Source organism: Actinorhabdospora filicis (assembly GCF_030269765.1).
GTDB lineage: Bacteria > Actinomycetota > Actinomycetes > Mycobacteriales > Micromonosporaceae > Actinorhabdospora > Actinorhabdospora filicis.
Window position 1 is genome coordinate 1,019,927 of record NZ_BSTX01000001.1, and the last position, 20,110, is coordinate 1,040,036.

21 protein-coding genes are annotated in these 20,110 nt (G+C 71.5%); 5 read left to right on the forward strand and 16 right to left on the reverse strand.

Going from position 1 to position 20,110, the window contains the following annotated elements; all coding sequences use genetic code 11:
• Positions 1 to 19: 19 nt before the first annotated feature.
• Complete coding sequence (locus QSK10_RS04655) at positions 20 to 2,281, forward strand: heavy metal translocating P-type ATPase (RefSeq protein ID WP_285661319.1); 2,262 nt, start codon at positions 20 to 22, stop codon at positions 2,279 to 2,281.
• Between the two features lie 69 nt (positions 2,282 to 2,350).
• A complete protein-coding gene (locus QSK10_RS04660; RefSeq protein WP_285661320.1) occupies positions 2,351 to 3,139 on the forward strand; it encodes an inositol monophosphatase family protein in 789 nt (262 codons plus the stop codon).
• Here QSK10_RS04660 and QSK10_RS04665 read toward each other — a convergent pair.
• Together QSK10_RS04665 and QSK10_RS04670 are read right to left on the reverse strand one after the other, a co-directional pair.
• Positions 3,130 to 5,193 carry a M91 family zinc metallopeptidase gene (locus QSK10_RS04665; protein ID WP_285661321.1) on the reverse strand — a complete coding sequence of 688 codons (2,064 nt, stop codon included), beginning with the start codon at positions 5,191 to 5,193 and terminating at the stop codon, positions 3,130 to 3,132. The genes QSK10_RS04660 and QSK10_RS04665 overlap by 10 nt on opposite strands.
• Complete coding sequence (locus QSK10_RS04670; protein ID WP_285661322.1) at positions 5,190 to 5,528, reverse strand: hypothetical protein; 339 nt, start codon at positions 5,526 to 5,528, stop codon at positions 5,190 to 5,192. Before QSK10_RS04670 ends, QSK10_RS04665 begins: the two co-directional genes overlap by 4 nt.
• Before the next feature lie 79 nt (positions 5,529 to 5,607).
• On the opposite strand from QSK10_RS04670, the gene QSK10_RS04675 reads away from it, so the two are divergent.
• On the forward strand, positions 5,608 to 6,387 hold the full coding sequence (locus QSK10_RS04675) for a hypothetical protein (RefSeq protein WP_285661323.1): 780 nt from the start codon (positions 5,608 to 5,610) through the stop codon (positions 6,385 to 6,387).
• Here QSK10_RS04675 and QSK10_RS04680 read toward each other — a convergent pair.
• The 10 genes from QSK10_RS04680 to QSK10_RS04725 all read right to left on the reverse strand — a co-directional run bounded on the left by QSK10_RS04680 (position 6,384) and on the right by QSK10_RS04725 (position 13,634).
• Positions 6,384 to 7,145 carry an MBL fold metallo-hydrolase gene (locus QSK10_RS04680; RefSeq protein ID WP_285661324.1) on the reverse strand — a complete coding sequence of 254 codons (762 nt, stop codon included), beginning with the start codon at positions 7,143 to 7,145 and terminating at the stop codon, positions 6,384 to 6,386. The two genes, QSK10_RS04675 and QSK10_RS04680, sit on opposite strands and share 4 nt — an antisense overlap.
• A gap of 76 nt (positions 7,146 to 7,221) precedes the next feature.
• Positions 7,222 to 8,031, reverse strand: a complete 810-nt coding sequence (murI, locus tag QSK10_RS04685; RefSeq protein WP_285661325.1) for a glutamate racemase — start codon at positions 8,029 to 8,031, stop codon at positions 7,222 to 7,224.
• Positions 8,032 to 8,184: 153 nt separating this feature from the next.
• Positions 8,185 to 8,550 (reverse strand): hypothetical protein, encoded by a 366-nt coding sequence (locus tag QSK10_RS04690; RefSeq protein ID WP_285661326.1) that lies wholly within the window; start codon positions 8,548 to 8,550, stop codon positions 8,185 to 8,187.
• 67 nt (positions 8,551 to 8,617) lie between these two features.
• Complete coding sequence (locus QSK10_RS04695; RefSeq protein WP_285661327.1) at positions 8,618 to 9,568, reverse strand: PLP-dependent cysteine synthase family protein; 951 nt, start codon at positions 9,566 to 9,568, stop codon at positions 8,618 to 8,620.
• Positions 9,569 to 9,576: 8 nt separating this feature from the next.
• Entirely contained in the window at positions 9,577 to 9,852 is a 276-nt protein-coding gene (locus tag QSK10_RS04700; protein ID WP_285661328.1) for a MoaD/ThiS family protein, read from the reverse strand.
• 79 nt (positions 9,853 to 9,931) lie between these two features.
• On the reverse strand, positions 9,932 to 10,414 hold the full coding sequence (locus tag QSK10_RS04705; RefSeq protein ID WP_285661329.1) for a M67 family metallopeptidase: 483 nt from the start codon (positions 10,412 to 10,414) through the stop codon (positions 9,932 to 9,934).
• A gap of 29 nt (positions 10,415 to 10,443) precedes the next feature.
• Positions 10,444 to 10,941, reverse strand: coding sequence for a DUF2017 family protein (locus QSK10_RS04710; protein ID WP_285661330.1), 498 nt, complete (start codon positions 10,939 to 10,941; stop codon positions 10,444 to 10,446).
• A gap of 20 nt (positions 10,942 to 10,961) precedes the next feature.
• Positions 10,962 to 11,252 (reverse strand): ATP-dependent Clp protease adapter ClpS, encoded by a 291-nt coding sequence (gene clpS / locus QSK10_RS04715; RefSeq protein ID WP_285661331.1) that lies wholly within the window; start codon positions 11,250 to 11,252, stop codon positions 10,962 to 10,964.
• A 147-nt stretch (positions 11,253 to 11,399) separates the two neighbouring features.
• Complete coding sequence (locus tag QSK10_RS04720) at positions 11,400 to 11,627, reverse strand: hypothetical protein (protein ID WP_285661332.1); 228 nt, start codon at positions 11,625 to 11,627, stop codon at positions 11,400 to 11,402.
• Between the two features lie 12 nt (positions 11,628 to 11,639).
• On the reverse strand, positions 11,640 to 13,634 hold the full coding sequence (locus QSK10_RS04725) for a glycosyltransferase family 4 protein (RefSeq protein ID WP_285661333.1): 1,995 nt from the start codon (positions 13,632 to 13,634) through the stop codon (positions 11,640 to 11,642).
• A gap of 159 nt (positions 13,635 to 13,793) precedes the next feature.
• On the opposite strand from QSK10_RS04725, the gene QSK10_RS04730 reads away from it, so the two are divergent.
• Positions 13,794 to 15,077 (forward strand): nicotinate phosphoribosyltransferase, encoded by a 1,284-nt coding sequence (locus QSK10_RS04730; RefSeq protein ID WP_285661334.1) that lies wholly within the window; start codon positions 13,794 to 13,796, stop codon positions 15,075 to 15,077.
• Here the strand turns inward: QSK10_RS04730 and QSK10_RS04735 are convergent.
• The 3 genes from QSK10_RS04735 to QSK10_RS04745 are packed head-to-tail and all read right to left on the reverse strand — an operon-like array spanning position 15,074 to position 17,410.
• Positions 15,074 to 15,643 carry an isochorismatase family protein gene (locus tag QSK10_RS04735; protein WP_285661335.1) on the reverse strand — a complete coding sequence of 190 codons (570 nt, stop codon included), beginning with the start codon at positions 15,641 to 15,643 and terminating at the stop codon, positions 15,074 to 15,076. The two genes, QSK10_RS04730 and QSK10_RS04735, sit on opposite strands and share 4 nt — an antisense overlap.
• Before the next feature lie 10 nt (positions 15,644 to 15,653).
• Positions 15,654 to 16,310 carry a TetR/AcrR family transcriptional regulator gene (locus QSK10_RS04740; RefSeq protein ID WP_285661336.1) on the reverse strand — a complete coding sequence of 219 codons (657 nt, stop codon included), beginning with the start codon at positions 16,308 to 16,310 and terminating at the stop codon, positions 15,654 to 15,656.
• Positions 16,307 to 17,410: an MFS transporter gene (locus QSK10_RS04745; RefSeq protein WP_285661337.1), complete on the reverse strand. Its 1,104-nt coding sequence runs from the start codon at positions 17,408 to 17,410 to the stop codon at positions 16,307 to 16,309. The genes QSK10_RS04740 and QSK10_RS04745 overlap by 4 nt, the downstream gene beginning before the upstream one ends.
• A gap of 124 nt (positions 17,411 to 17,534) precedes the next feature.
• Here QSK10_RS04745 and QSK10_RS04750 point away from each other — a divergent pair, with 124 nt between their 5' ends.
• Positions 17,535 to 18,275, forward strand: a complete 741-nt coding sequence (locus QSK10_RS04750; protein ID WP_285661338.1) for a CPBP family intramembrane glutamic endopeptidase — start codon at positions 17,535 to 17,537, stop codon at positions 18,273 to 18,275.
• Positions 18,276 to 18,325: 50 nt separating this feature from the next.
• Here the strand turns inward: QSK10_RS04750 and ctaD are convergent, their stop codons facing one another.
• Positions 18,326 to 20,011 (reverse strand): aa3-type cytochrome oxidase subunit I, encoded by a 1,686-nt coding sequence (gene ctaD / locus QSK10_RS04755; RefSeq protein ID WP_285661339.1) that lies wholly within the window; start codon positions 20,009 to 20,011, stop codon positions 18,326 to 18,328.
• Positions 20,012 to 20,110 lie beyond the last annotated feature (99 nt).

Here is a 20,110-nt window from a genome sequence, read left to right on the forward strand (position 1 = left end):
TCTACAAGGAGCGATAGAGATGACTTCCCGTACCGATCAGGCCCCGCCCCCGGCCGACCGTCAGATCGAGCTGGCGATCAGCGGGATGACCTGCGCCTCCTGCGCCGCGCGCATCGAGAAGAAGCTGAACCGGATGGACGGCGTCACCGCCACCGTCAACTACGCCACCGCCAAGGCGAAGGTCAGCTACGACGGCTCCGTGACGCCCGAGGACCTCGTGTCCACCGTCGAGAAGACCGGCTACGGCGCGGCCCTCCCGAAGCCGCCGAAGAAGGACGAGCCGGACGAGGCCGCCGAGGCCGACCCGGAGCTCGCCGCGCTCAAGCAGCGCACCCTGATCTCGCTGGTCCTGGCCGTCCCGGTGATCGCGCTGGCGATGGTCCCGGCCTTCCAGTTCGACGCCTGGCAGTGGCTGTCGCTGATGCTGACGTTCCCCGTCGTCACCTACGGCGGCTGGCCCTTCCACAAGGCCGCCTGGACCAACCTCAAGCACGGCGCGGCGACCATGGACACCCTGGTCAGCGTCGGCACCATCGCCGCCTTCGGCTGGTCGCTGTGGGCGCTGTTCTTCGGTGACGCCGGCATGATCGGCATGACCCACGGCTTCAGCTTCGACATCGGCGGGGGCGACGGCGCCTCGAACATCTACCTGGAGGCCGCGGCGGGCGTCACCGCCTTCATCCTCCTCGGCCGCTACCTGGAGGCCCGCGCCAAGCGGCGCGCCGGTTCGGCCCTGCGCGCCCTGATGGCGATGGGCGCCAAAGAGGTCTCCGTCGTCCGCGACGGCGTCGAGAGCCTCGTCCCCATCGAGGACCTGCGCGCCGGTGACGAGTTCGTCGTCCGCCCCGGCGAGAAGATCGCCACCGACGGCGTCGTCGTCGAGGGCTCCAGCGCCGTCGACGAGTCGATGCTGACCGGCGAGTCGGTGCCCGTCGAGGTCCGCCCCGGCAGCAACGTCACCGGCGCCACGGTCAACGCCGGGGGACGCCTCCTCGTCCGCGCCACCCGCGTCGGCGCCGACACCCAGCTGGCGCAGATGGCCAAGCTCGTCGAGGACGCCCAGAACGGCAAGGCCGCCGTCCAGCGCCTCGCCGACCGCATCTCGGGCGTGTTCGTGCCGATCGTCATCGGCATCGCCCTGCTGACCCTGGGCGCCTGGCTCGTCCTCGGCAACGGCACGGCCGCCGCGTTCACCGCCGCCGTCGCCGTCCTGATCATCGCCTGCCCCTGCGCCCTCGGCCTGGCCACGCCCACCGCGCTCATGGTCGGCACCGGACGCGGCGCGCAACTCGGCATCCTGATCAAGGGCCCGGAGGTCCTGGAGTCCACCCGCCGCGTCGACACCGTCGTCCTCGACAAGACCGGCACCGTCACCACCGGCAAGATGGCCCTCGTCGACGTGATCCCCGCCGACGGCCAGGACGCCGACGAGCTCCTGCGCATCGCCGGAGCCCTGGAGCACGCCTCCGAGCACCCCATCGCCCAGGCCATCGCCACCGGCGCCACCCAGCGCCTCGGCGAGCTGCCCGCCGTCGAGCAGTTCGAGAACGTCGCCGGGCTCGGCGTCAACGGCATGGTCGAGGACAAGGCCGTCACCGTCGGACGCCCGCAGCTCCTCGCGGAGTGGAGCCAGTACCTCGACGACCGTCTCCAGGCCGCCAAGGACGCCGCCGAGGCCGAGGGCAAGACCGTCGTCGCGGCCAGCTGGGACGGCGAGGTGCGCGGCCTGCTCGCGGTGTCCGACACCCTCAAGCCCACCAGCGCCGAAGCCGTCGCCCGGTTCAAGGCCCTGGGACTGCGCCCGGTCCTGCTCACCGGCGACAACCGCGCGGTCGCCGAGACCGTCGCCAAGCAGGTCGGCATCGACGACGTGCACGCCGAGGTCCTGCCCAAGGACAAGGTCGACGTGGTCAAGGCCCTCCAGGCCGAGGGCCGCACGGTCGCCATGGTCGGCGACGGCGTCAACGACGCCGCCGCCCTCGCCCAGGCCGATCTCGGACTGGCCATGGGCACCGGCACCGACGTCGCCATCGAGGCCAGCGACCTGACCCTGGTCCGCGGCGACCTGCGGGCCGCCGCCGACGCGATCCGCCTGTCCCGCAAGACCCTGCGCACCATCAAGGGCAACCTGTTCTGGGCCTTCGCCTACAACGTGGCGGCCCTGCCGCTGGCCGCGGCGGGCCTGCTCAACCCGATGATCGCGGGCGCGGCGATGGCGCTGTCCTCGGTCTTCGTGGTCACCAACAGCCTGCGGCTCAAGCGCTTCAAAGCGCAGGCCTGACCGTCCCACCAGGCGCCCACCGGATCATCGTCCGGTGGGCGCTTTTTCCGTGTGCGATACATTCCCGCCATGGCCGACTACACCGATGACCTGGGACTGGCGCACGTCCTCGCCGACACCGCCGACGCGATCTCCACCGCCCGGTTCCGCGCCAACGACCTCCACGTCGACACCAAGCCGGACACCTCCCACGTGACCGACGCCGACCTCGCGGTGGAGAAGGCCATCCGGGCGACCCTGGGCCGCTACCGCTCCCGCGACTCGATCATCGGGGAGGAGTTCGGGAGCGAGGGGCACTCGGGACGCCGCTGGGTCATCGACCCCATCGACGGCACCGCCAACTACGTCCGCGGCGTCCCGGTGTGGGCCACCCTCATCGCGCTCATGGAGGGCGATGAGACCGTCGTCGGGCTCGTCTCCGCCCCCGCCCTCGGCCGCCGCTGGTGGGCCGCCAAGGGCGTCGGCGCCTACGCCGGCAAGGACCGCTCCCGCGCCGAGCGTCTCGGCGTCTCGGCCGTCGCCAAGGTCGAGGACGCCTCGGTCTCCATCTCCTCGGTCACCTCATGGTTCGAGCACGGCATGGGCGAGAACATGGTCGGCCTGATGACCGACGCCTGGCGCGACCGCGCCTACGGCGACTTCTACAGCTACGTGCTGCTCGCCGAGGGCGTGGTCGACATCGCCGCCGAACCCGAGGTGAACCTCTGGGACCTGGCGCCCCTCTCGGTGATCATCGAAGAAGCCGGTGGCCGCTTCACCGCCCTGGACGGCACGCCCGGCCCGTCGCACGGCTCGGCCGTGGCGACGAACGGGCTGCTGCACGGGGCGGTGCTGAAGCGGCTCACCGCTCAGGAGTAGGTCTCCCGCCTACCCCAGTTGAACTCCTCGCGGATGCCGTTCTCGGTGAACTGCATCGGGTGCTCCTCGTCCACGTGCCGGCCCGGGTCCTTCTTGAAGCCGCCGGTGTCCATGAGGTCGTTGATCGGCAGGCCCACCGCCTGCCGCTCGGCCTTGCGCACGCCGTCGTCGTCGCCGCCGATCTCGACGCCGGGCTCACCGGTGCCGTTCAGCGAGTCGTAGGCGTGCGCCAGCTCGTGGTAGAGCACCGCCGACGGGGGCTTGAACTTCCGCTCGTAGTCGGGGTCGGAGGGGTCGAGGCCGGTGCCGGTGTAGTTCGGGTTGATCTGGATGTTGGCGTCACCGCCCAGGCCGAAGACCTGCCAGGAGATCTCGGTGCCGTTATCCTTGTCGAACTCCTTGATGACCACCTCGCGCTCGCCCGGCAGCCAGTCGTGGTGGGTCTCGCTGATCTTGCCGGTCAGGTTCTCGATCATCTGCTTGCCGGTGGGCGAGGCCGCGTACAGGTCGAGGTCGGCGCGAATGCGCTCCTCGAAGTCGTCGGTGCCACGCGCCTGGATGGAGTCGGCGTTGGCCACCTCGACCAGCTGCACCTTCTCGGTGTCATAGGCGGCGTCCTCGGGCTGGATGTAGGCGGTGTCCTTGCCCTGGCCGCCCCAGACCCGGTCGGAACCGAGGCCGCCGTACATGACGTCGTCACCGTCGCCGCCGTCGAGGGTGTCGTTGTCGCGGCCACCGGACAGCAGGTCGTCGCCACTGCCGCCGCTGATGCGGTCGTCGCCCTTGCCACCCTCCAGGTAGTCCTTGCCGTCGCCGCCGTCGAGGGTGTCGTTCCCGTTCAGGCCGTAGATGATGTCCTTGCCGCCGCCACCGGAGATGACGTCATCGCCGTCCTGGCCGTCGAGATAGTCATCGCCCCCGAGGCCGACGATCGTGTCGTTGCCCTTGCCGCCGTAGGCCTCGTCACGGCCCGAGCCGCCGATGATCGTGTCGGCGCCGTCGCCGGTGTCGGCCTTGCCGCCTCCCTCGCCGAGGGACACGAAGTCGTTGCCGCCGCGCGTGGTGACCCGGTCCTTTCCGGCCCCGGAGTAGACGGTGTCGTCGCCGTTCCCGGCGTCCACCACGTCATCGCCATCGCCGGTGGTGATGTAGGTGTGGCCGCCACCGGTGAGCACGAGGTCGTCGCCGTCACCGGCGATGAACGTGTGCTGGCCGCTGTTGCTCTTCTGGTCGGGACCGGCGATCAGGGTGTCCTTGCCCTCCCCACCGAACACGGTGATGCGGCTGGACGGGTCGTTGATCCCGATCATGTCGTCCCCGCCGCCACCCCGCACGGTCAGCTGGGTGCCGGGCGCGAAGGTCGTCTTGACGCCGTTGACCAGCACCACCGTCTCGCCGTTGGGTCCCTTGTTGACGGTGATGAGGTCGTTCCCGGCGCTGCCGTTGATCGCGTACGTCCCGTCCGGCAGGCGGATGACCCCACCCGGGGTCTTCGGCTCGGGTGGGGCGGCGTACGCACCCAGGCCGTTCACCATCGTCGTCCAGGCCGTACGCGCCGAGAACAACCGTGAGGTCTCGGCACGGACGGACTCCTCCAGCGCCTCCCGCAGGTCCTTGGCCGTCTGGACGGCGTTCTGGACCTTCGTCGCCTGCTCGGTGGTCTCGGTGAGGAAGTTGATCGTCCTGTCCCCGGCGACGTTGCGGATCTGGCCGCGGATCGCGCTCTCGGCGCCGGACAGCTCCAGCTGCTTCTTGCGCAGCAGGTCGGCGATCGCCCGCAATGGCGCCGCCACGTTCGCCGCCGCCTCCTTCATCGAGGCGAGCTTGTTACGGACGGCCGACTTGTGGGTCTCGTAGGACCCCCGGGCCTCGCCCTGCCATCCGGCGTCGAAGACCGCGCGGGCGGCCGACTCCAGGTCACCGGCGGAGCCGTCGGCGGCCATGGAGAAGGTCTCCCACGCCGCCGCGGCCAGGTCGATGCGGGCCGGGTCGGCGGCCAGGTTCCAGTGCCGCCGGTCGACGACGACTGTGGTGGCGGTGTCGTTCAGGCTCACAGTGGCTCCCTCGTCCCGCAGCGGCAGGCCTCGGCCTGCTTGCGGGCCTCGTCCGCGTCGGTCTCCTGGTAGGCGAAAGCGGTGCGCAGGACCAGGTCGGCGTCCCGGTCCAGGACGTCGGCGATGCCCTCCACGCCGGTTCCGGCCGCCTCGTAGACGTCCTCGTAGGCGGACGACGCGGACGCGGCGGGATTGATGTTCCCGAAGGCCGAAGCCGGGATCAGCGCGTCCGACCGCAGGGTGCGCAGCGCGTCCCGGCGGTTCTTGGCCACGGCGAGGGTGTCACGGGACAGCACGGCCAGCAGAGCGGGACTGGCGCGCAACTCATCGGTCATGCGGAGGAGGCTATCCGGTTCATGCCACGTCTCTCCTCAATGGACAGTGACCCCGCGGTTTCGCCCTACAATCCCTGGGATGAGGCGAATCGTCGGCGTCCACGGGGTCCATCAGTACCGTCCCGGCGACCCGCTCGGGATCGCCGCCGTGCTGTCGGCGCGGTGGGGGGCCGAGATCCGGCTGCGGGTGCGTTCGGAGGTCTCCGTCGCCTACTACGCCGATCTGCTGCGCAAGCCCGGTGTTTACGCCGAGCCGCTGAACACCGACCGGCTCGACGCCGACGCGTGGTCCTTCGCACGGGCGTTCCTGGCCGCGCGGCTGCCCGACCTGCGCGATGAGGCCGGCCGGATGCGGGTGACGCCCAAGACGGCCGCGGCGATCCTGGCCGGGCGGCGGGGCCTGCCGGGCAAGTCCACGCACGGTTTCGTGGCGGCCTACGCGCGGGAGACGACGCGGTTCCTGCGGACCGAGGGCGGCTTCCGGCCACGGGAGGCGGTGGTGGACCGGGTGGCGCGGCGGTTCGGTGGCGCCGACGTGGTGATCGCGCACGGGCTCGGGGCGATTGTCGCCTACGAGACACTGTGGACCCATTCAGGGATTGAGATCCCGCTCCTGGTCACCGTCGGCTCACCGGTGACCTCGGCCGACTTCGCCGGCGCGGCCCTGACCGCGCCGGGCTGGAAGCGTCCGCCCAATGTGGAGCGGTGGGTCGACCTCACCGGGCCGCGCGACCTCCTCGGGGGCGGCGAGCGGCCGGGTGAGGTGGAACTGCGCCAGTGCGGGGCGCACTTCGACTTCCACCGCCCGGAAACGTACCTGCGCGACGGCCGGGTCGCGCGGGCGGTCGAGGGCGGCTAGATCAAGTACTCGGCCCCCGAACGGGCCAGGTCGATGGGACCGGTGAACGCCGAGGCCGCCTCCGCGAGGGTGCGCTCCTCCGAACCCCAGGCCTTCACCAGGTGCGTCAGCACCAGCTTGCCGACCCCCGCCTTCGTGGCGTGCTCGCCCGCCTCCTTGCCGGTGAGGTGGACGTTCGGCGGGTTGTCGCGGCCCTCCAGGTAGGACGCCTCGCACAGGAACAGGTCACTGTGCTGCGCCAGGCGCACCAGGGCCTCGCAGGGACCGGAGTCCGAGGAGTAGGCCAGGGACCGTCCATTGTGGGTGAGCCGGACGCCGTAGGTCTCCACCGGGTGCGACACCAGGTCCACCGTCACCCCGAAGGGCCCGAGCTCGAAGGAGCCGGGCGCCATCGGATGGAAGGCGTAGACGTCGCGCAGGGAGGGCGCGATGTGCTCCTCGCCCGCGCCGCCGTAGGCCTCCATGAGCCGCGCCTCGGTGTCGCGCGGGCCGTAGACGGGGATGCGCGGGAAGGGCGCGCCCGGGGCGTACCGGCGCATCACCACGTACGTGCAGGCGTCCAGGACGTGATCGGCGTGCAGATGCGTGAGCATGATCGCGTCGATCGAATGGGGGTCCATGTGCCGCTGGAGCGCCCCGAGGGAACCCGAGCCGAAGTCGATGAGCAGCCGGAACCCGTCGGCCTCCACGACGTAGGCCGAGCACGGCGACTCGGGGCCGGGGAAGCTCCCCGCGCAGCCGATGATCGTCAGTTTCACGTGGACCCCACCTCGTCGTGACCGCCCGATATCCCGGTATCTCGGCAATGCCCGTCCGGTTCTTCCATGATCCGACTCATCGCGTCACCTCGCCGAAAGCGTCGGCCCGCACATCGGCCAGCTGCGGACCGAGGAACCGCCGCGCCAGCCGGGCGAAGGCGGCCGCGTCACCGGTGGCGAGGAAACGGTGCACCGGGGTACCGCCGCCGTCGGCGAGCAGGCCCTTGTCGGTGAGCACCCGGTAGAGCTGCCGGGCCGTCTCCTCCGCGCTCGAAACCAGCGTCACGTCGTCTCCCATCACCAGGCCGATGAGCCCGGCAAGCAACGGATAGTGCGTGCATCCGAGGACAACGGTGTCGACATCCGCACGTTGTAGCGGCTCAAGGTAGGCCGATGCCAGCCCGAGTAGCTGTCGTCCGGTTGTCACTCCGCGCTCGACGAAGTCCACGAAAGCCGGTGCCGCGACGGAGGTGACGGTCAGGTGCGGGGCGGCGGAGAAGGCGTCGGCGTAGGCGCCGGAGTTGATGGTGGCGTTGGTGCCGACGACGCCGACGCGCCCGTTGCGGGTGGCGGCCACGGCCCGGCGCACGGCGGGGCGGATGACCTCGACGACGGGGATCGAGTAGCGCTCGCGGGCGTCGTGCAGGCAGGCCGCGCTGGCGGTGTTGCAGGCGATGACGAGGGCTTTGACGCCCTGGTCGACGAGGTGGTCGCAGGCGGCGAGGGAGTGGCGCCGCACGTCCGCGATCGGCTTGGGGCCGTAGGGGACGTTCAGGGTGTCGCCCACGTAGAGGAGACTCTCGGCGGGCAGCTGGTCGAGGACCGCACGGGCCACCGTCAGACCGCCGACGCCGGAGTCGAAGATCCCGATAGGTGCGTCCGTCACCTACGGGAGCGTACGCGCCGAACACGGTTCGTGGCAGTCGTCGGCGCGGCGGTTGTCACGAAGGTGACAGGTGAGCGCGATCACGTCGCGACGCTGCTGTGCTAGGGGGTGGGAGGGGGAAGTGGCCCGGCCCACGCCGGGCCACCGCCGATGTCAGGACGCCTGTGCGGTCAGCACGATGCCGGTCACGAAGACCACCGTGCTGGACGCCAGCAGCAGCCACGGCGTCTGCCGCGCCCGGGTCATCGGGAAGGCGGCGATGGCCAGCCCGAGCCCGACGAGGCCGGTGACGACGATGGCCGGCTCGAACCAGCCCGGGGTCTTGCCGCCGAGGATGAGGATCAGGTCGATCAGGCCCAGGATCAGGCCGCACACGGCCAGGCACAGGGCCCACGCGCACACGCCCATGAGCCTGCGCAGCCGCACGTCCGGCACGGGCTGCGTGCCCGGTGCCCCCTGGGCGGTGCGCGGCGCCTCGGTCGGCACCATCGGCGTTCGCGGCGAGGTCTGAATGCTCATGCTGCCCGACTCTACTCGTGACCTGGGATAACGCAACCATGCAGGACCGTCCCCGTGGAGGGGACGGTCACGCCCAGAGCTGCCCGTCGAGCGCCTCGGCGGCCTCGTCGAGCGTCCCGGTGTAGGCGCCGGTGGACAGGTACTTCCACCCCGCGTCGGCGACGATGATCACGATGTCGGCGCGCCTGCCGTCCCGCACGGCCTCGTTGGCCACGACCAGCGCGGCGTGGACGACGGCGCCGGTGGACGGCCCGGCGAACACGCCCTCCTCGCCGACGAGCTGGCGGGTCCGGCGCAGCGCGTCGGAGGTGCCGACCGAGATGCGGCGGCTGAGCACCTTCTCGTCGTAGAGCTCGGGCACGAAGCCCTCGTCGAGGTTGCGCAGGCCGTAGACGAGCTCGCCGTAGCGGGGTTCGGCCGCCACGATGGTCACGTCCGGCTTGTGCTCGCGCAGGTACCGGCCGGTGCCCATGAGCGTCCCGGTGGTGCCCAGGCCCGCCACGAGGTGGGTGATGGTGGGCAGGTCCCGCAGCAGTTCCGGCCCGGTGCCGGCGGTGTGCGCGGCGGCGTTGGCCGCGTTGGAGTACTGGTCGAGCATCACCCAGTCGGGGTTCTCGGCGGCGAGCCTGCGGGCCACCGCCACGGCCTGGTTGGAGCCACCGGCCGCCGGAGAGGGGATCACCTGTGCCCCGTAGAGCTCAAGGAGCTGTCTCCGCTCCTCGGAGGTGTTCTCCGGCATGACGCAGATGAGCCGGTACCCGCGCAGGCGGCTGACCAGGGCCAGCGCGATGCCGGTGTTGCCGGAGGTCGGCTCCAGGATCGTCGATCCCGGGACGAGCCGCCCGTCGGCCTCGGCGGCGGTGATCATGGACAGCGCGGCGCGGTCCTTGATGCTGCCGGTCGGGTTGCGGTCCTCCAGCTTCGCCCACAGGCGCACCTCGGCGCTCGGGGACAGCTTCGGCAACCCGACCAGCGGCGTGTCGCCGAGCGCGTCGAGTATCGAGTCGTACCGCGCCATGGCGACCGTCAGCCGCCCGCCACGGCCGGGAGGATCGTGACCGAGTCGCCGTCCTTCAGCGTGGTGCCGAGACCGCCGGTGAAGCGGACGTCCTCGTCGTTGACGTAGACGTTCACGAAGCGGTGCAGGCCGCCCTCGGCGGTGATGACGCGCCCGGCGAGCCCGTTGTGACGGGAGTCCAGGTCGGTGAACAGGGCCTGAAGGGTGTCACCGGAGCCCTGGACGATCTTCTCGCCGGAGGTGTGGGTGCGCAGGATGGTGGGAATGCGGACTTCGACAGCCATGGTCGTTCTCTTTCACGGGGAGGGTGATGAATCGGTCGGGCGCGGGCACCGACACGCCGCCGCGGGGACGGCTCAGAGGTCAGTGCCGGTCGGCACAGTCGTACACGATCGAGGTAGGCGTGTGCCCGATCTTGTACGTCTGGACGGCGAGCTCGTCGCCGGTGAGCTCGATCGGCTCCTCGGTGATCTCCCCGTCCACGATGCGGAAGGAGCGCACGTCGGCGGTCTCCTCGGCACGGGTGGAGACCAGCACGTAGTGCGCGCCGGGCTCGCCGGCGAACTTCACGTCGGTGCGGGAGGGGTAGGCCTCGGTGGCGGTGTGGGAGTGGTAGATGACGACGGGCTCTTCGTCCCGGTCGTCCATCTCGCGCCACACGGCCAGCTGCTCGCTCGCGTCGAAACGGTAGAACGTCGGCGAGCGCTCCGCGTTGATCATCTCGATGTGGCGGAGGGGTGCGTCGGACCCGGCGGGACCCGCGATGACGCCGCACGCCTCGTCCGGGTGGTCCCGGCGGGCATGCGCGACCATCGCGGCCACGAGCGCACGGTCGATCCTCAGCACGTCCGACAGCCTACCCGCTTTGTTTCCGGTCACCACCCCGCGACCGAGTGCACCAGGGACTCCTGGAGTTCGGTCAGCAGGTAGTAGAAGCCCAGTGCCGCCGCACGTGGTGAGGCCTCGTCGGCGAGGACGGCGTCCTGGATCTCGCCGATGACATCGGTGGATTCGCTGATGTCGAGACGGATGCCGAGGGTGAGGCGGATGTCGGTGATGGCGCGCAGCCAGGCCTCGGCGGTCTCGTCGCCGAGGCGGACCTCGCCGCCCTCGGCGGGGAGGGTGTCCAGGAGCACATCGATCTGGGCGATCTTGGTGCCGGACAGCTCGGAGTCGGTGAGCCGGTGGAACTCGGCGGCGTCGTCGCGGGAGTCGTTGTAGGCGTCCGGGAACAGCCGCAGCGTCACCGGGTCGTCGGTGTCGTGGGCGCGGACGAGACCGGCGATGCGCTGTGCGGTGTCGCGGATGGCCTCGGCCTCGGACGGTTCGAAACTGGCCACGCACTCGTGGCCCTCACGAATGAAGGCTCTCAATGGGGGTCCTCTGCGGCGGTCTACTGGCGCTCTACGGTGGCCCAGAGGCCGTGCGCGTGGAGGCGGGTGGCGTCGAATTCCATGCGCTCGCGGGCACCGAAGGAGACGGTGGCGCGGCCCTTGTTATGGACGTCGAGCATGAGCCGCTCTGCCTTGTCGCGGTTGTATCCGAAGAGCTTCTGCAGCACCCAGGTCACGTAGCTCATCAGGTTCACGGGGTCGTTGTGGACGACCGTCGTCCAGGGACGATCGGGGTCGATTCGCTCCTCGTGTTCCGTCACGACGTCCGGACTCGCCAGTGGTGCTCCCATGCCTCCATCGTGCCACTCCCGTGCCACCCGCGTGGGCCGACGGTCGGCGTTCGGGGGATGGGGTGGCGGGGTATGGGGCCGGACGATGGGGTCGCAGGAGGCAGGAAACGGGCGTTGCGGCGGTTAGCGGATTCGCGGGGTGGTTCCTCAGCCGGTGGCCTCGCGGGCGGTGAGGGCGTCGCGCAGGACGGCGACCTCGGCGCGGGTCTCCTCCAGTTCGGCGCGCAGCCCGGCGAGGGCGTCGTGGAGTTCGTCGACGCCGCGCGCGGTGCGCAGCCGCAGGTCCGCGATCGCCTGCTCGGTGCCGCTCCGGAAGGCCTTCTCGGCGGCGCGGTCGACGCGGCGGTCGATGCGCTTCAGCAGCTTCCTCAACACGGTGGTCGGCTCCTAGAGGCTCAGGGCGAGGGACATGCGCTCGGCGAACCGGGCGGGCGCGAACAGGTCGGCGATCTCGGCGTAGGCGCCGGCGTCGACCTCGTCGTCGAGGACGGCGGCGACGGCGTCCAGGGCCGCGCCCGGGGTGTACTCGCCGAAGGCGCGGTAGCCGCGCACGCCGCCGAGGATCTCGCGGGAGCCGATCTTGTCGTAGGTGACGATCCGCAGGCGCTGCTGGACGGCCTCCACCACGGCCAGCGGCATCGGGTCGTCGAGGCTGGGCAGCAGCAGGACGTCGGCGGCGGCCAGTTCCTCGCGGACGCGGCGACGCGGCAGGGCGCCGCGCCAGTCGACCAGCGGGGACAGCATCGCGTTCGCCCCTAGGCGGGCCGAGCGCTGCCCGTACCAGGCGAAGTCCCAGGGCAGCCCGTCCAGGTGGGCGCGTTCGGCGACGCGGCTGAACAGGTCGGCGCCCTTGCGGTCCTGGACGCTGCCCACCATCACCACGCGCGGCCGCTCCCCCACCCCGGCCGACGCGTGCGGCGGCCGGTCGTCGTCGGGGACGGTGTTGTACACGACGAGGGGGTCCACGGCGCCCAGGCCGCGGTAGAAGTCGGCCTGCGCGCGCGAGACGCACAGGAGCCGCAGGCGCGGCATGAGCCGCTCCAGCAGCTCGTGCCGCTCGCCCCTGGTGGCGGCCTCGTGGGCGTAGACGTAGGCGGTCTCGTGGGCGTAGACGACGGTGGGGACGCCGGTGCCGAGCAGCCGCTCGGCGAAGCGCCCGCCAATGGCGTGCCGCCAGAAGAACGCCAGGCTGTTGATCAGGACCGTCTCGCAGCCCTCGATGGCCGCGGCGATCTCGTCGAGGGTGGTGAAGGCGGTGACGTCGACGTAGCGGACGTCGACCGGCGCCGAGGCGACCAGCTCGCGCGTGTACGTCAGGACCGGGACGGCCACGCCGGTCTGGTAGGTGAAGTCGGTGCCGAGCACGGCCAGCGAGCGCGGCCGCCGCACGCGTTCGCGCAGGTCGTCCAGGGCCCGCTCGGACAGCGTCCGCGAGCGCTTGACGGGCGCGGCGGCCGGGCGCGGGCCGGGCATGGCCGCGGCGGTGACGGCGTCCACGATGCGCGCGGCGGGGTCGGCGAGGAAGGCGAGGTGGTGCTCGACGGGCTCACCGGCGGCGTTGCCGCGGAAGACGCCGTCGGCGGCCAGCCGCAGCGCGATCTCGCCGAGCTCGCCGATGGTGGCGGCGGAGCGGACGAGGGGGTGCCGCAGCGGGGGGAACACGCACGGGCCGGTCGTGTAGTGGACGAGGGGGACGCCCGCCAGCAGCGTCGCCGGGTACAGCGTGGACAGGGCGGTGATCACGAGGTCGTAGCCGTCCACATCGGGCGGGCCGGGTTCGACGCGGACGTCGACCTCGCCGTGCGCGCGCAGCTCGCGGGCCGCCTCGCGCCACTGCGAGGGCTTGCCGGGCGGCTCGTCGGCGATGAGGATCCGCAGCGGGCCGGTCCGCCCGCGCCGGTGCACCGCCGAGCGGGCCGCGCGCAGCAGGTCCGGGTCGTCGGACAGGCCGGGGAAGCCGGTGACGGCCACGGCGGTGTCGGGACCTGCGTCCCGCACGCCCTTGGGTCCCCACACGCACACGGCGGCCGGTCCGGTGGCCGCGAAGGCGTCCCGCTCCCCCGCCGCGCCCTCCACCCGCCACACCATCGCGTGGTGGCGGTCCTGGACCAGCGTCACCGGCAGCTCGCGCGAGAAGGACCGCGACAGCCGCTGCCCGTAGGGGGTGCGGTCGGTGAACAGGACGAGGCGGTCGGCGCCGGCCAGCCGGGCGCGGACGCGCGACTCCAGCAGGTCGGGGAGATCGGCGTCGGCCACCGCCTCCCCCGGGGCGACCAGGTCGGCCAGCACCTCCGCGTCGTGCCCGGCGTCGCGCGCCGCGGTGACGATGGAGTGGGCGGCCGCGCGGGCGCGGGCGTCCTCGACGAAGACGGCGATACGCATGGGGCGGGACCTTCGGTCCAGAGGGGAGGGCTCGGGAAGCCTATGCGCGAGCGCGCCAACACCGGGCGGGGCGAGTGTGAAACGCGAATGAACAGTGAGTGTCGGGCCACATCCTCGAAGCGGAGTGGCTATCGCATCGGGGAAGTAGGCTCTTGAGCCATGATCTCCGCGCCCAGCCCGGTGCTGTACACCGACCACTATGAACTGACGATGGTCCAGGCCGCGCTGGCCGACGGCACCGCCGACCGCGCGTGCGTTTTCGAGGTCTTCGCCCGCCGCCTGCCCAACGGCCGCCGCTACGGCGTCGTGGCCGGCATCGGGCGGCTGCTGGACCACCTCGCCGGTTTCCGCTTCCACGAGGAGCAGCTGGAGTACCTGTCCCGCGCCGAGGTCGTGGACGAGCGCACGCTCGCCTGGCTGGCCGACTACCGCTTCACCGGCGACATCGACGGCTACACCGAGGGCGAGCTCTACTTCCCCGGTTCGCCGATCCTGACGGTGACCGGCTCCTTCGCCGAGTGCGTGCTGCTGGAGACCCTGGCGCTGTCGGTGCTGAACTTCGACTGCGCGATCGCGGGCGCGGCGGCGCGCATGGTGACCGCCGCGCGTGGGCGTCCCATCATCGAGATGGGCTCGCGGCGGGCGCACGAGGAGGGCGCGGTGGCGGCGGCCCGCGCGGCCTACCTGGCGGGCTTCTCGGTGACCTCGAACCTCCAGGCGGGCCTGCGCTACGGGATCCCCACGGCGGGCACGTCGGCGCACGCGTACACGCTGCTGCACGACTCGGAGCCGGAGGCCTTCGCCTCGCAGGTGGCGTCCCTGGGCACCGACACCACGCTGCTGGTGGACACCTACGACATCACCGAGGGCATCCGGCGGGCCATCGCGACGGCCGGGCCGAACCTGCGGGCGATCCGCATCGACTCCGGTGACCTGCACGTGCTGGGGCAGCAGTCGCGTGAGCTGCTGGACTCGCTGGGCGCGGTCGACACCAAGATCGTGGTCTCGGGCGACCTGGACGAGTACGCCATCGCGTCGCTGGCGGCCACACCGGTCGACATCTACGGCGCGGGCACGGCCGTGGTGACCGGTTCGGGCGCGCCCACCGCGGGCCTGGTCTACAAGCTGGTCGAGGTCGACGGGCGGCCGGTGGTCAAGCGCTCGGAGAACAAGGCGACCGTCGGCGGGCGCAAGACGGCCGTCCGGCGGCACAAGCCGACCGGTACGGCCGTGGAGGAGGTCGTGGTCTCGCAGGGCGCGCCGGAGCCGCAGCCGCACGACCGGCTGCTCCAGCGTCCGCTCGTGCGCGCCGGTGAGCGCGTGGAGGGGCTGCCGGACCTGACCGAGGCGCGCGACCACCTGCGGGAATGCCTGATCTCGATCCCGTGGGAGGGCCTGAAGCTGTCCCAGGGCGACCCGGCGATCCCGGTGCTGATGCGTTAGCGCACGATCGGCGAACCCACGAGGGCGACCTCGGCGGCCCGCAGCTCGGCGAGGGCGGTCTCCGTGGTCGCCTTCGCCACCCCGGCGGTCATGTCCAGCAGGACCGTCGTGGTGAAGCCCTCGCGGGCGGCGTCCAGCGCGGTGGCGCGCACGCAGTGGTCGGTGGCGATGCCGACCACGTCGACGTCGGTGACCTCGCGCGCCCGCAGCCAGTCGGCCAGGCGGGTGCTGTCGCTGCTGCCCTCGAAACCGGAGTAGGCGGCGGCGTAGGCGCCCTTGTCGAAGACGGCCTCCACGCCCGAGTGGTCGAACTCGGGGTGGAACTTCGCCCCGTCGGTGCCGACGACGCAGTGCACGGGCCAGGAGTCGACGTAGTCGGGTTCGGCGCTGAAGTGGGCGCCGGGGTCGATGTGGTGGTCGCGGGTGGCGACGACGTGGTCCCAGCGGCCGTTCGTCCGCAGCGCCTCGGTGACCGCCCGGGCCACCTCGGTGCCGCCGGAGACGGCGAGCGAGCCGCCCTCGCAGAAGTCGATCTGGACGTCCACGACGATCAGAGCGCGAGTCATGGCGACAAGCCTACGGGCGGGACGCCACGGCAGCGTAATGCCCGCAGAAGACCGCCACGCCCGCCGCCACGGTGGCGTCGAGGCGCGCCGGTTCCTCGCCGGGCAGGAACGTCACCACGAGCTGCGGGCCGGCCAGGGTGAGGCCGATGAGCTGCCGGACGGCCAGCGCGGGCTCGGCGACGTCCAGGACGCCCTTGGCGGTGAGGTCGGCGAGGGCGCGTTCGAGGGGGGCGTCCATGAGCTCGCCGGTGACGCGGAACCACAGGCGTCCCAGCTGCGGGAAGCGGGCGACCTCGCCGATGACCAGGCGGCGCAGGGCGATGACGTCCTCGGCCAGGACCCGGCGGGTCCAGGCGGTCAGGTAGCCGGTGAGGGCGGCCTCGGCCGAGGCCAGGTCATCGGCCGCGGCCAGCGGCGGGACGTCGGCGTAGGCGCGGGTGAGGACGTCGGCGATGACGGCCAGGAACAGCCGCTCCTTGCTGCCGTAGTGCTGGTAGACGGTCGGTTTGGAGACCCCGGCCCGCTTGGCGATCTTGTCCATGGACGCCGCCGCGTAGCCCTCCTGGAGGAACTCCGCGACCGCCGCCCCGGCCATGTCCCGGCGTTTGCGCAGCGAGGCCCCGCTCGGGTCGGACAGGACCGGGATGCCCAGCTCGTCGACGGTCATGCGGGCCAGGCTAGCGCCCGGGCACCCTTGGTGACCGCCAGGGCGATCAGCGGCAGCAGCGCGACCAGCGCCAGGGCGGGGCCGAGCAGGGCGGCCAGGAGGGGCCCGGCGACGCTGCCGAGCTGGAAGGCGAAGTTGAACAGGCCGACGCCGCCGGGGCGGCTGTCCGGGGCCAGCTTCTCGGTCGCGGCGGCCACCAGGACGCCCATCCCGGCCGCCGAGGCGAAGGCCGACGCGGCCGACCCCGCCAGCACCAGCGCCGTCGGGCCGGTCGCGGCCGCCACCGCCGAGGACGCGGCGACCGCGCCCAGGATCAGCGCGGCCCGGCGCGCCCCGAGCCGCAACGCGACGGGGGCCATGCCCCAGGAGGCGCCCGCGCCGAGCAGGCCGGGGACGACCAGCAGCGCGCCCACCGCCGTCCGGCTCAGGCCCGTGCCCGCCATGAGCAGCTGCGGGACGGCGTAGACCAGCGCGAAGTAGACGGTGCTCAGCGAGAGCATCGCCGCCGAGGCGGTGAAGAAGCGGCGGTCGGGGCGGATCCGGGCCCGCCGCTGCGGCGCCCGCGCCAGGCCGGGCAGCAGGAACGGGACCGCCGGGAGGCTCAGGACGGGCAGGGCCAGCGCCGGGCGCCAGTCCCACGCGTCGGCCAGCAGCGCGCCCAGCAGCGGCCCGACGGCGCCGGACAGGCCGATGCCCGCGCTGACGGCGCTCAGGACGCGCTGGCGGCGGCCGGGGGCGGGGATGTCGCGGGCGGCGCCCATCGCGGCCACCGTGAGCGCGCCCGCGCCGTAGGCGAGGACGACGCGCCCGGCGGTGATCAGCGGCAGCCCCGGGGCGGCGAGGACGAGGCCCGCGCCGAGCACGAGGGCGGCGGCGCCGGTGAGGGTGGCCGCGCGCATGCCGCGGCGGGTGGCGATGGCGGCGGTGACGGGCATCGCGAGGGCCATGCCCCAGCCGTAGGCCGAGAGCAGGGCGGTCACGGCCGTGACCGGGACGTCCAGGGCCCCGGCGGCGGTCGGGAGCAGCAGGCTCGCGGCGGAGACGCCGAGGGAGGTGGGGAGGGTGGCGGCGACGAGGGACGCCGGGCGCGGGGTGGCCATGCAGAGATTGAACTACACGGTTTAGTTCAATCTCAAGCGCGGGTGAGCGCCCACACCGGCGAAACGCGAGAAACGTGCCGGATCATGCGGGAAACTGGGCCGACCATCGTGGAGGGAGGCACCCATGGCCGAACCGGCGCGGACGCGGCTGGGCGTCCTGGAACGTCCCGGCACCGACTTCCCCTACTACGCCGGCGAGCCGGTCACGATCACCGGCGGGCGGTGGTGGGTGGTGGTCGCCGCCGTCGCGGCGGGCTTCGCGTCCCTGACGCTCATCCCGCTGACCGGCGTCGTGACGGCGTTCATCCCCACGATCCTGTTCACCGGACTCCCGCTGGCCGCGCTGATCTGGGCCGCGCGAGGGCACTGGAAGGCCATCTTCCGGCGCGTCGGGCTCACCGAGATCGGCACGATGCTGTTCTACCTGGTGCTGAACCTGCTGGTCAGCGTCATCACCGCGACGATCCTCAGCGGCGTCACCGACACCCACGCCAACCCGAACGCCGACGCCCTGGCCGACATGAGCACCGTCGAGCGGATCATGTTCTACCCGCGCACGGCCATCCAGCTCTTCGGCGAGGAGCTGCTGACCATCCTGCCGTTCCTGGCGCTGCTCTACTGGCTCTACAACCGGGTCGGCATGGACCGGCGCAAGGCCGTCATCGTCTCCTGGATCGCCACCGCGGTCATGTTCGGCGCGCTGCACCTGCCGACCTACGACTGGAACGTCATCCAGGCCGTCGTCGGGATCGGCATCGCGCGGATCGTCCTCACCGCCGCCTACCTGCGCACCAAGAACATCTGGGTGTCCACCGGCACGCACATCCTCAACGACTGGGTGATGTTCACCCTCGCCGGGCACTGAAAAACCGCCGGCCCCCAGACGGGGACCGGCGGTTTCGGTGTCACGCGGCCTTAGTGGCCGATGGCCTTGCCGTTGGCCGCTTCGAGCGCGGCCAGGGCCTCGCCGTGCTTGGCGTCGAAGGCCGGGCGCTCGCTGCGGATGCGCGGCATCTTGTCGAAGTTGCGCAGCGGGGGCGGGCAGCTGGTCGCCCACTCCAGGGAGCCGCCGTAGCCCCACGGGTCGTCCACGTTCACCACGCGGCCCGCCTTGTACGACTTGTACATGTTCCAGATGAACGGCAGGGTCGAGGCGCCCAGGATGAAGGCGCCCACCGAGGAGATCGTGTTCAGCGTGGTGAAGCCGTCCTCGGGCGCGTAGTCGGCGTAGCGACGCGGGAAGCCCTCGTTGCCCAGCCAGTGCTGCACCAGGAAGGTCGTGTGGAAACCGATCATGGTCAGCCAGAAGTGGACCTTGGCCAGCCGCTCGTCGTACATCCGGCCGAACATCTTCGGGAACCAGAAGTACACACCGGCGTAGACGGCGAACACGATCGTCCCGAACAGCACGTAGTGGAAGTGCGCCACCACGAAGTAGGTGTCGGAGACGTGGAAGTCGATCGGGGGCGAGGCCAGCAGGACGCCGGACAGGCCGCCGAAGAGGAAGGTCACCATGAAGCCGATGGAGAACAGCATCGGCGCCTCGAAGGTGAGCTGCCCCTTCCACATCGTGCCGATCCAGTCGAAGAACTTGATGCCGGTGGGCACCGCGATCAGGAACGTCATGAAGGAGAAGAACGGCAGCAGCACCTGGCCGGTGGCGAACATGTGGTGCGCCCACACCGCCATCGACAGGGCCGCGATGGCCAGCGTCGCGCCGATCAGGGTCTTGTAACCGAAGATCGGCTTGCGGCTGAACACCGGGATGATCTCGGAGACGATCCCGAAGAACGGCAGGGCGACGATGTACACCTCGGGATGCCCGAAGAACCAGAAGAGGTTCTGCCACAGCATCGCCCCGCCGGTCTCCACGTCGAAGACGTGCGCGCCGAGGTGACGGTCGGCCAGCACCATGCACAGCGCGGCGGCCAGGATCGGGAAGACCATCAGCACCAGCAGCGCGGTGACCAGCAGGTTCCAGGTGAAGATCGGCATCCGGAACATGGTCATGCCCGGCGCGCGCAGCGTCAGGATCGTGGTGACCAGGTTGACCGAACCCAGGATCGTGCCCAGACCGGAGATGAGCAGGCCCACGAACCAGAGGTCGGCGCCCACACCCGGGGAGTTCACGACGTCCGACAGCGGCTGGTAGGCGAACCAGCCGAAGTCGGCGGCGCCACCGGGGGTGGCGAACCCGAGGATCACCAGGGTCCCGCCGAACAGGTACAGCCAGTAGGCGAAGGAGTTGAGTCGGGGGAACGCCACGTCGGGCGCGCCGATCTGCAGCGGGACGATGTAGTTGCCGAACGCGAACACCACGGGGGTGGCGAACAGCAGCAGCATGATCGTGCCGTGCATCGTGAACAGCTGATTGAACTGCTCGGCCGACAGGAACTGCAGGCCCGGGCGAGCCAGCTCCGCGCGCATCAGCAGGGCCAGGAAGCCCCCGATGCCGAAGAACGCGAAGGACGTGACCAGGTACATGATCCCGATCTGCTTCGCGTCCGTGGTGCGGATGGTTCGCGCCAGCCACGATCCCTTGGGCTCACGACGCACCGGCCAGGGCCGCGCGACGATCGGCTTCGGTGAAACGGTGGTCACCTGTCGGCCTCCTGTGGCGTCTCTCGTTATGTGCGGACTGCGGCAGGGCACGCCGATGGCCCGGCGATCGCAGAATAGCCCCAACGGTCCTCTACGCGT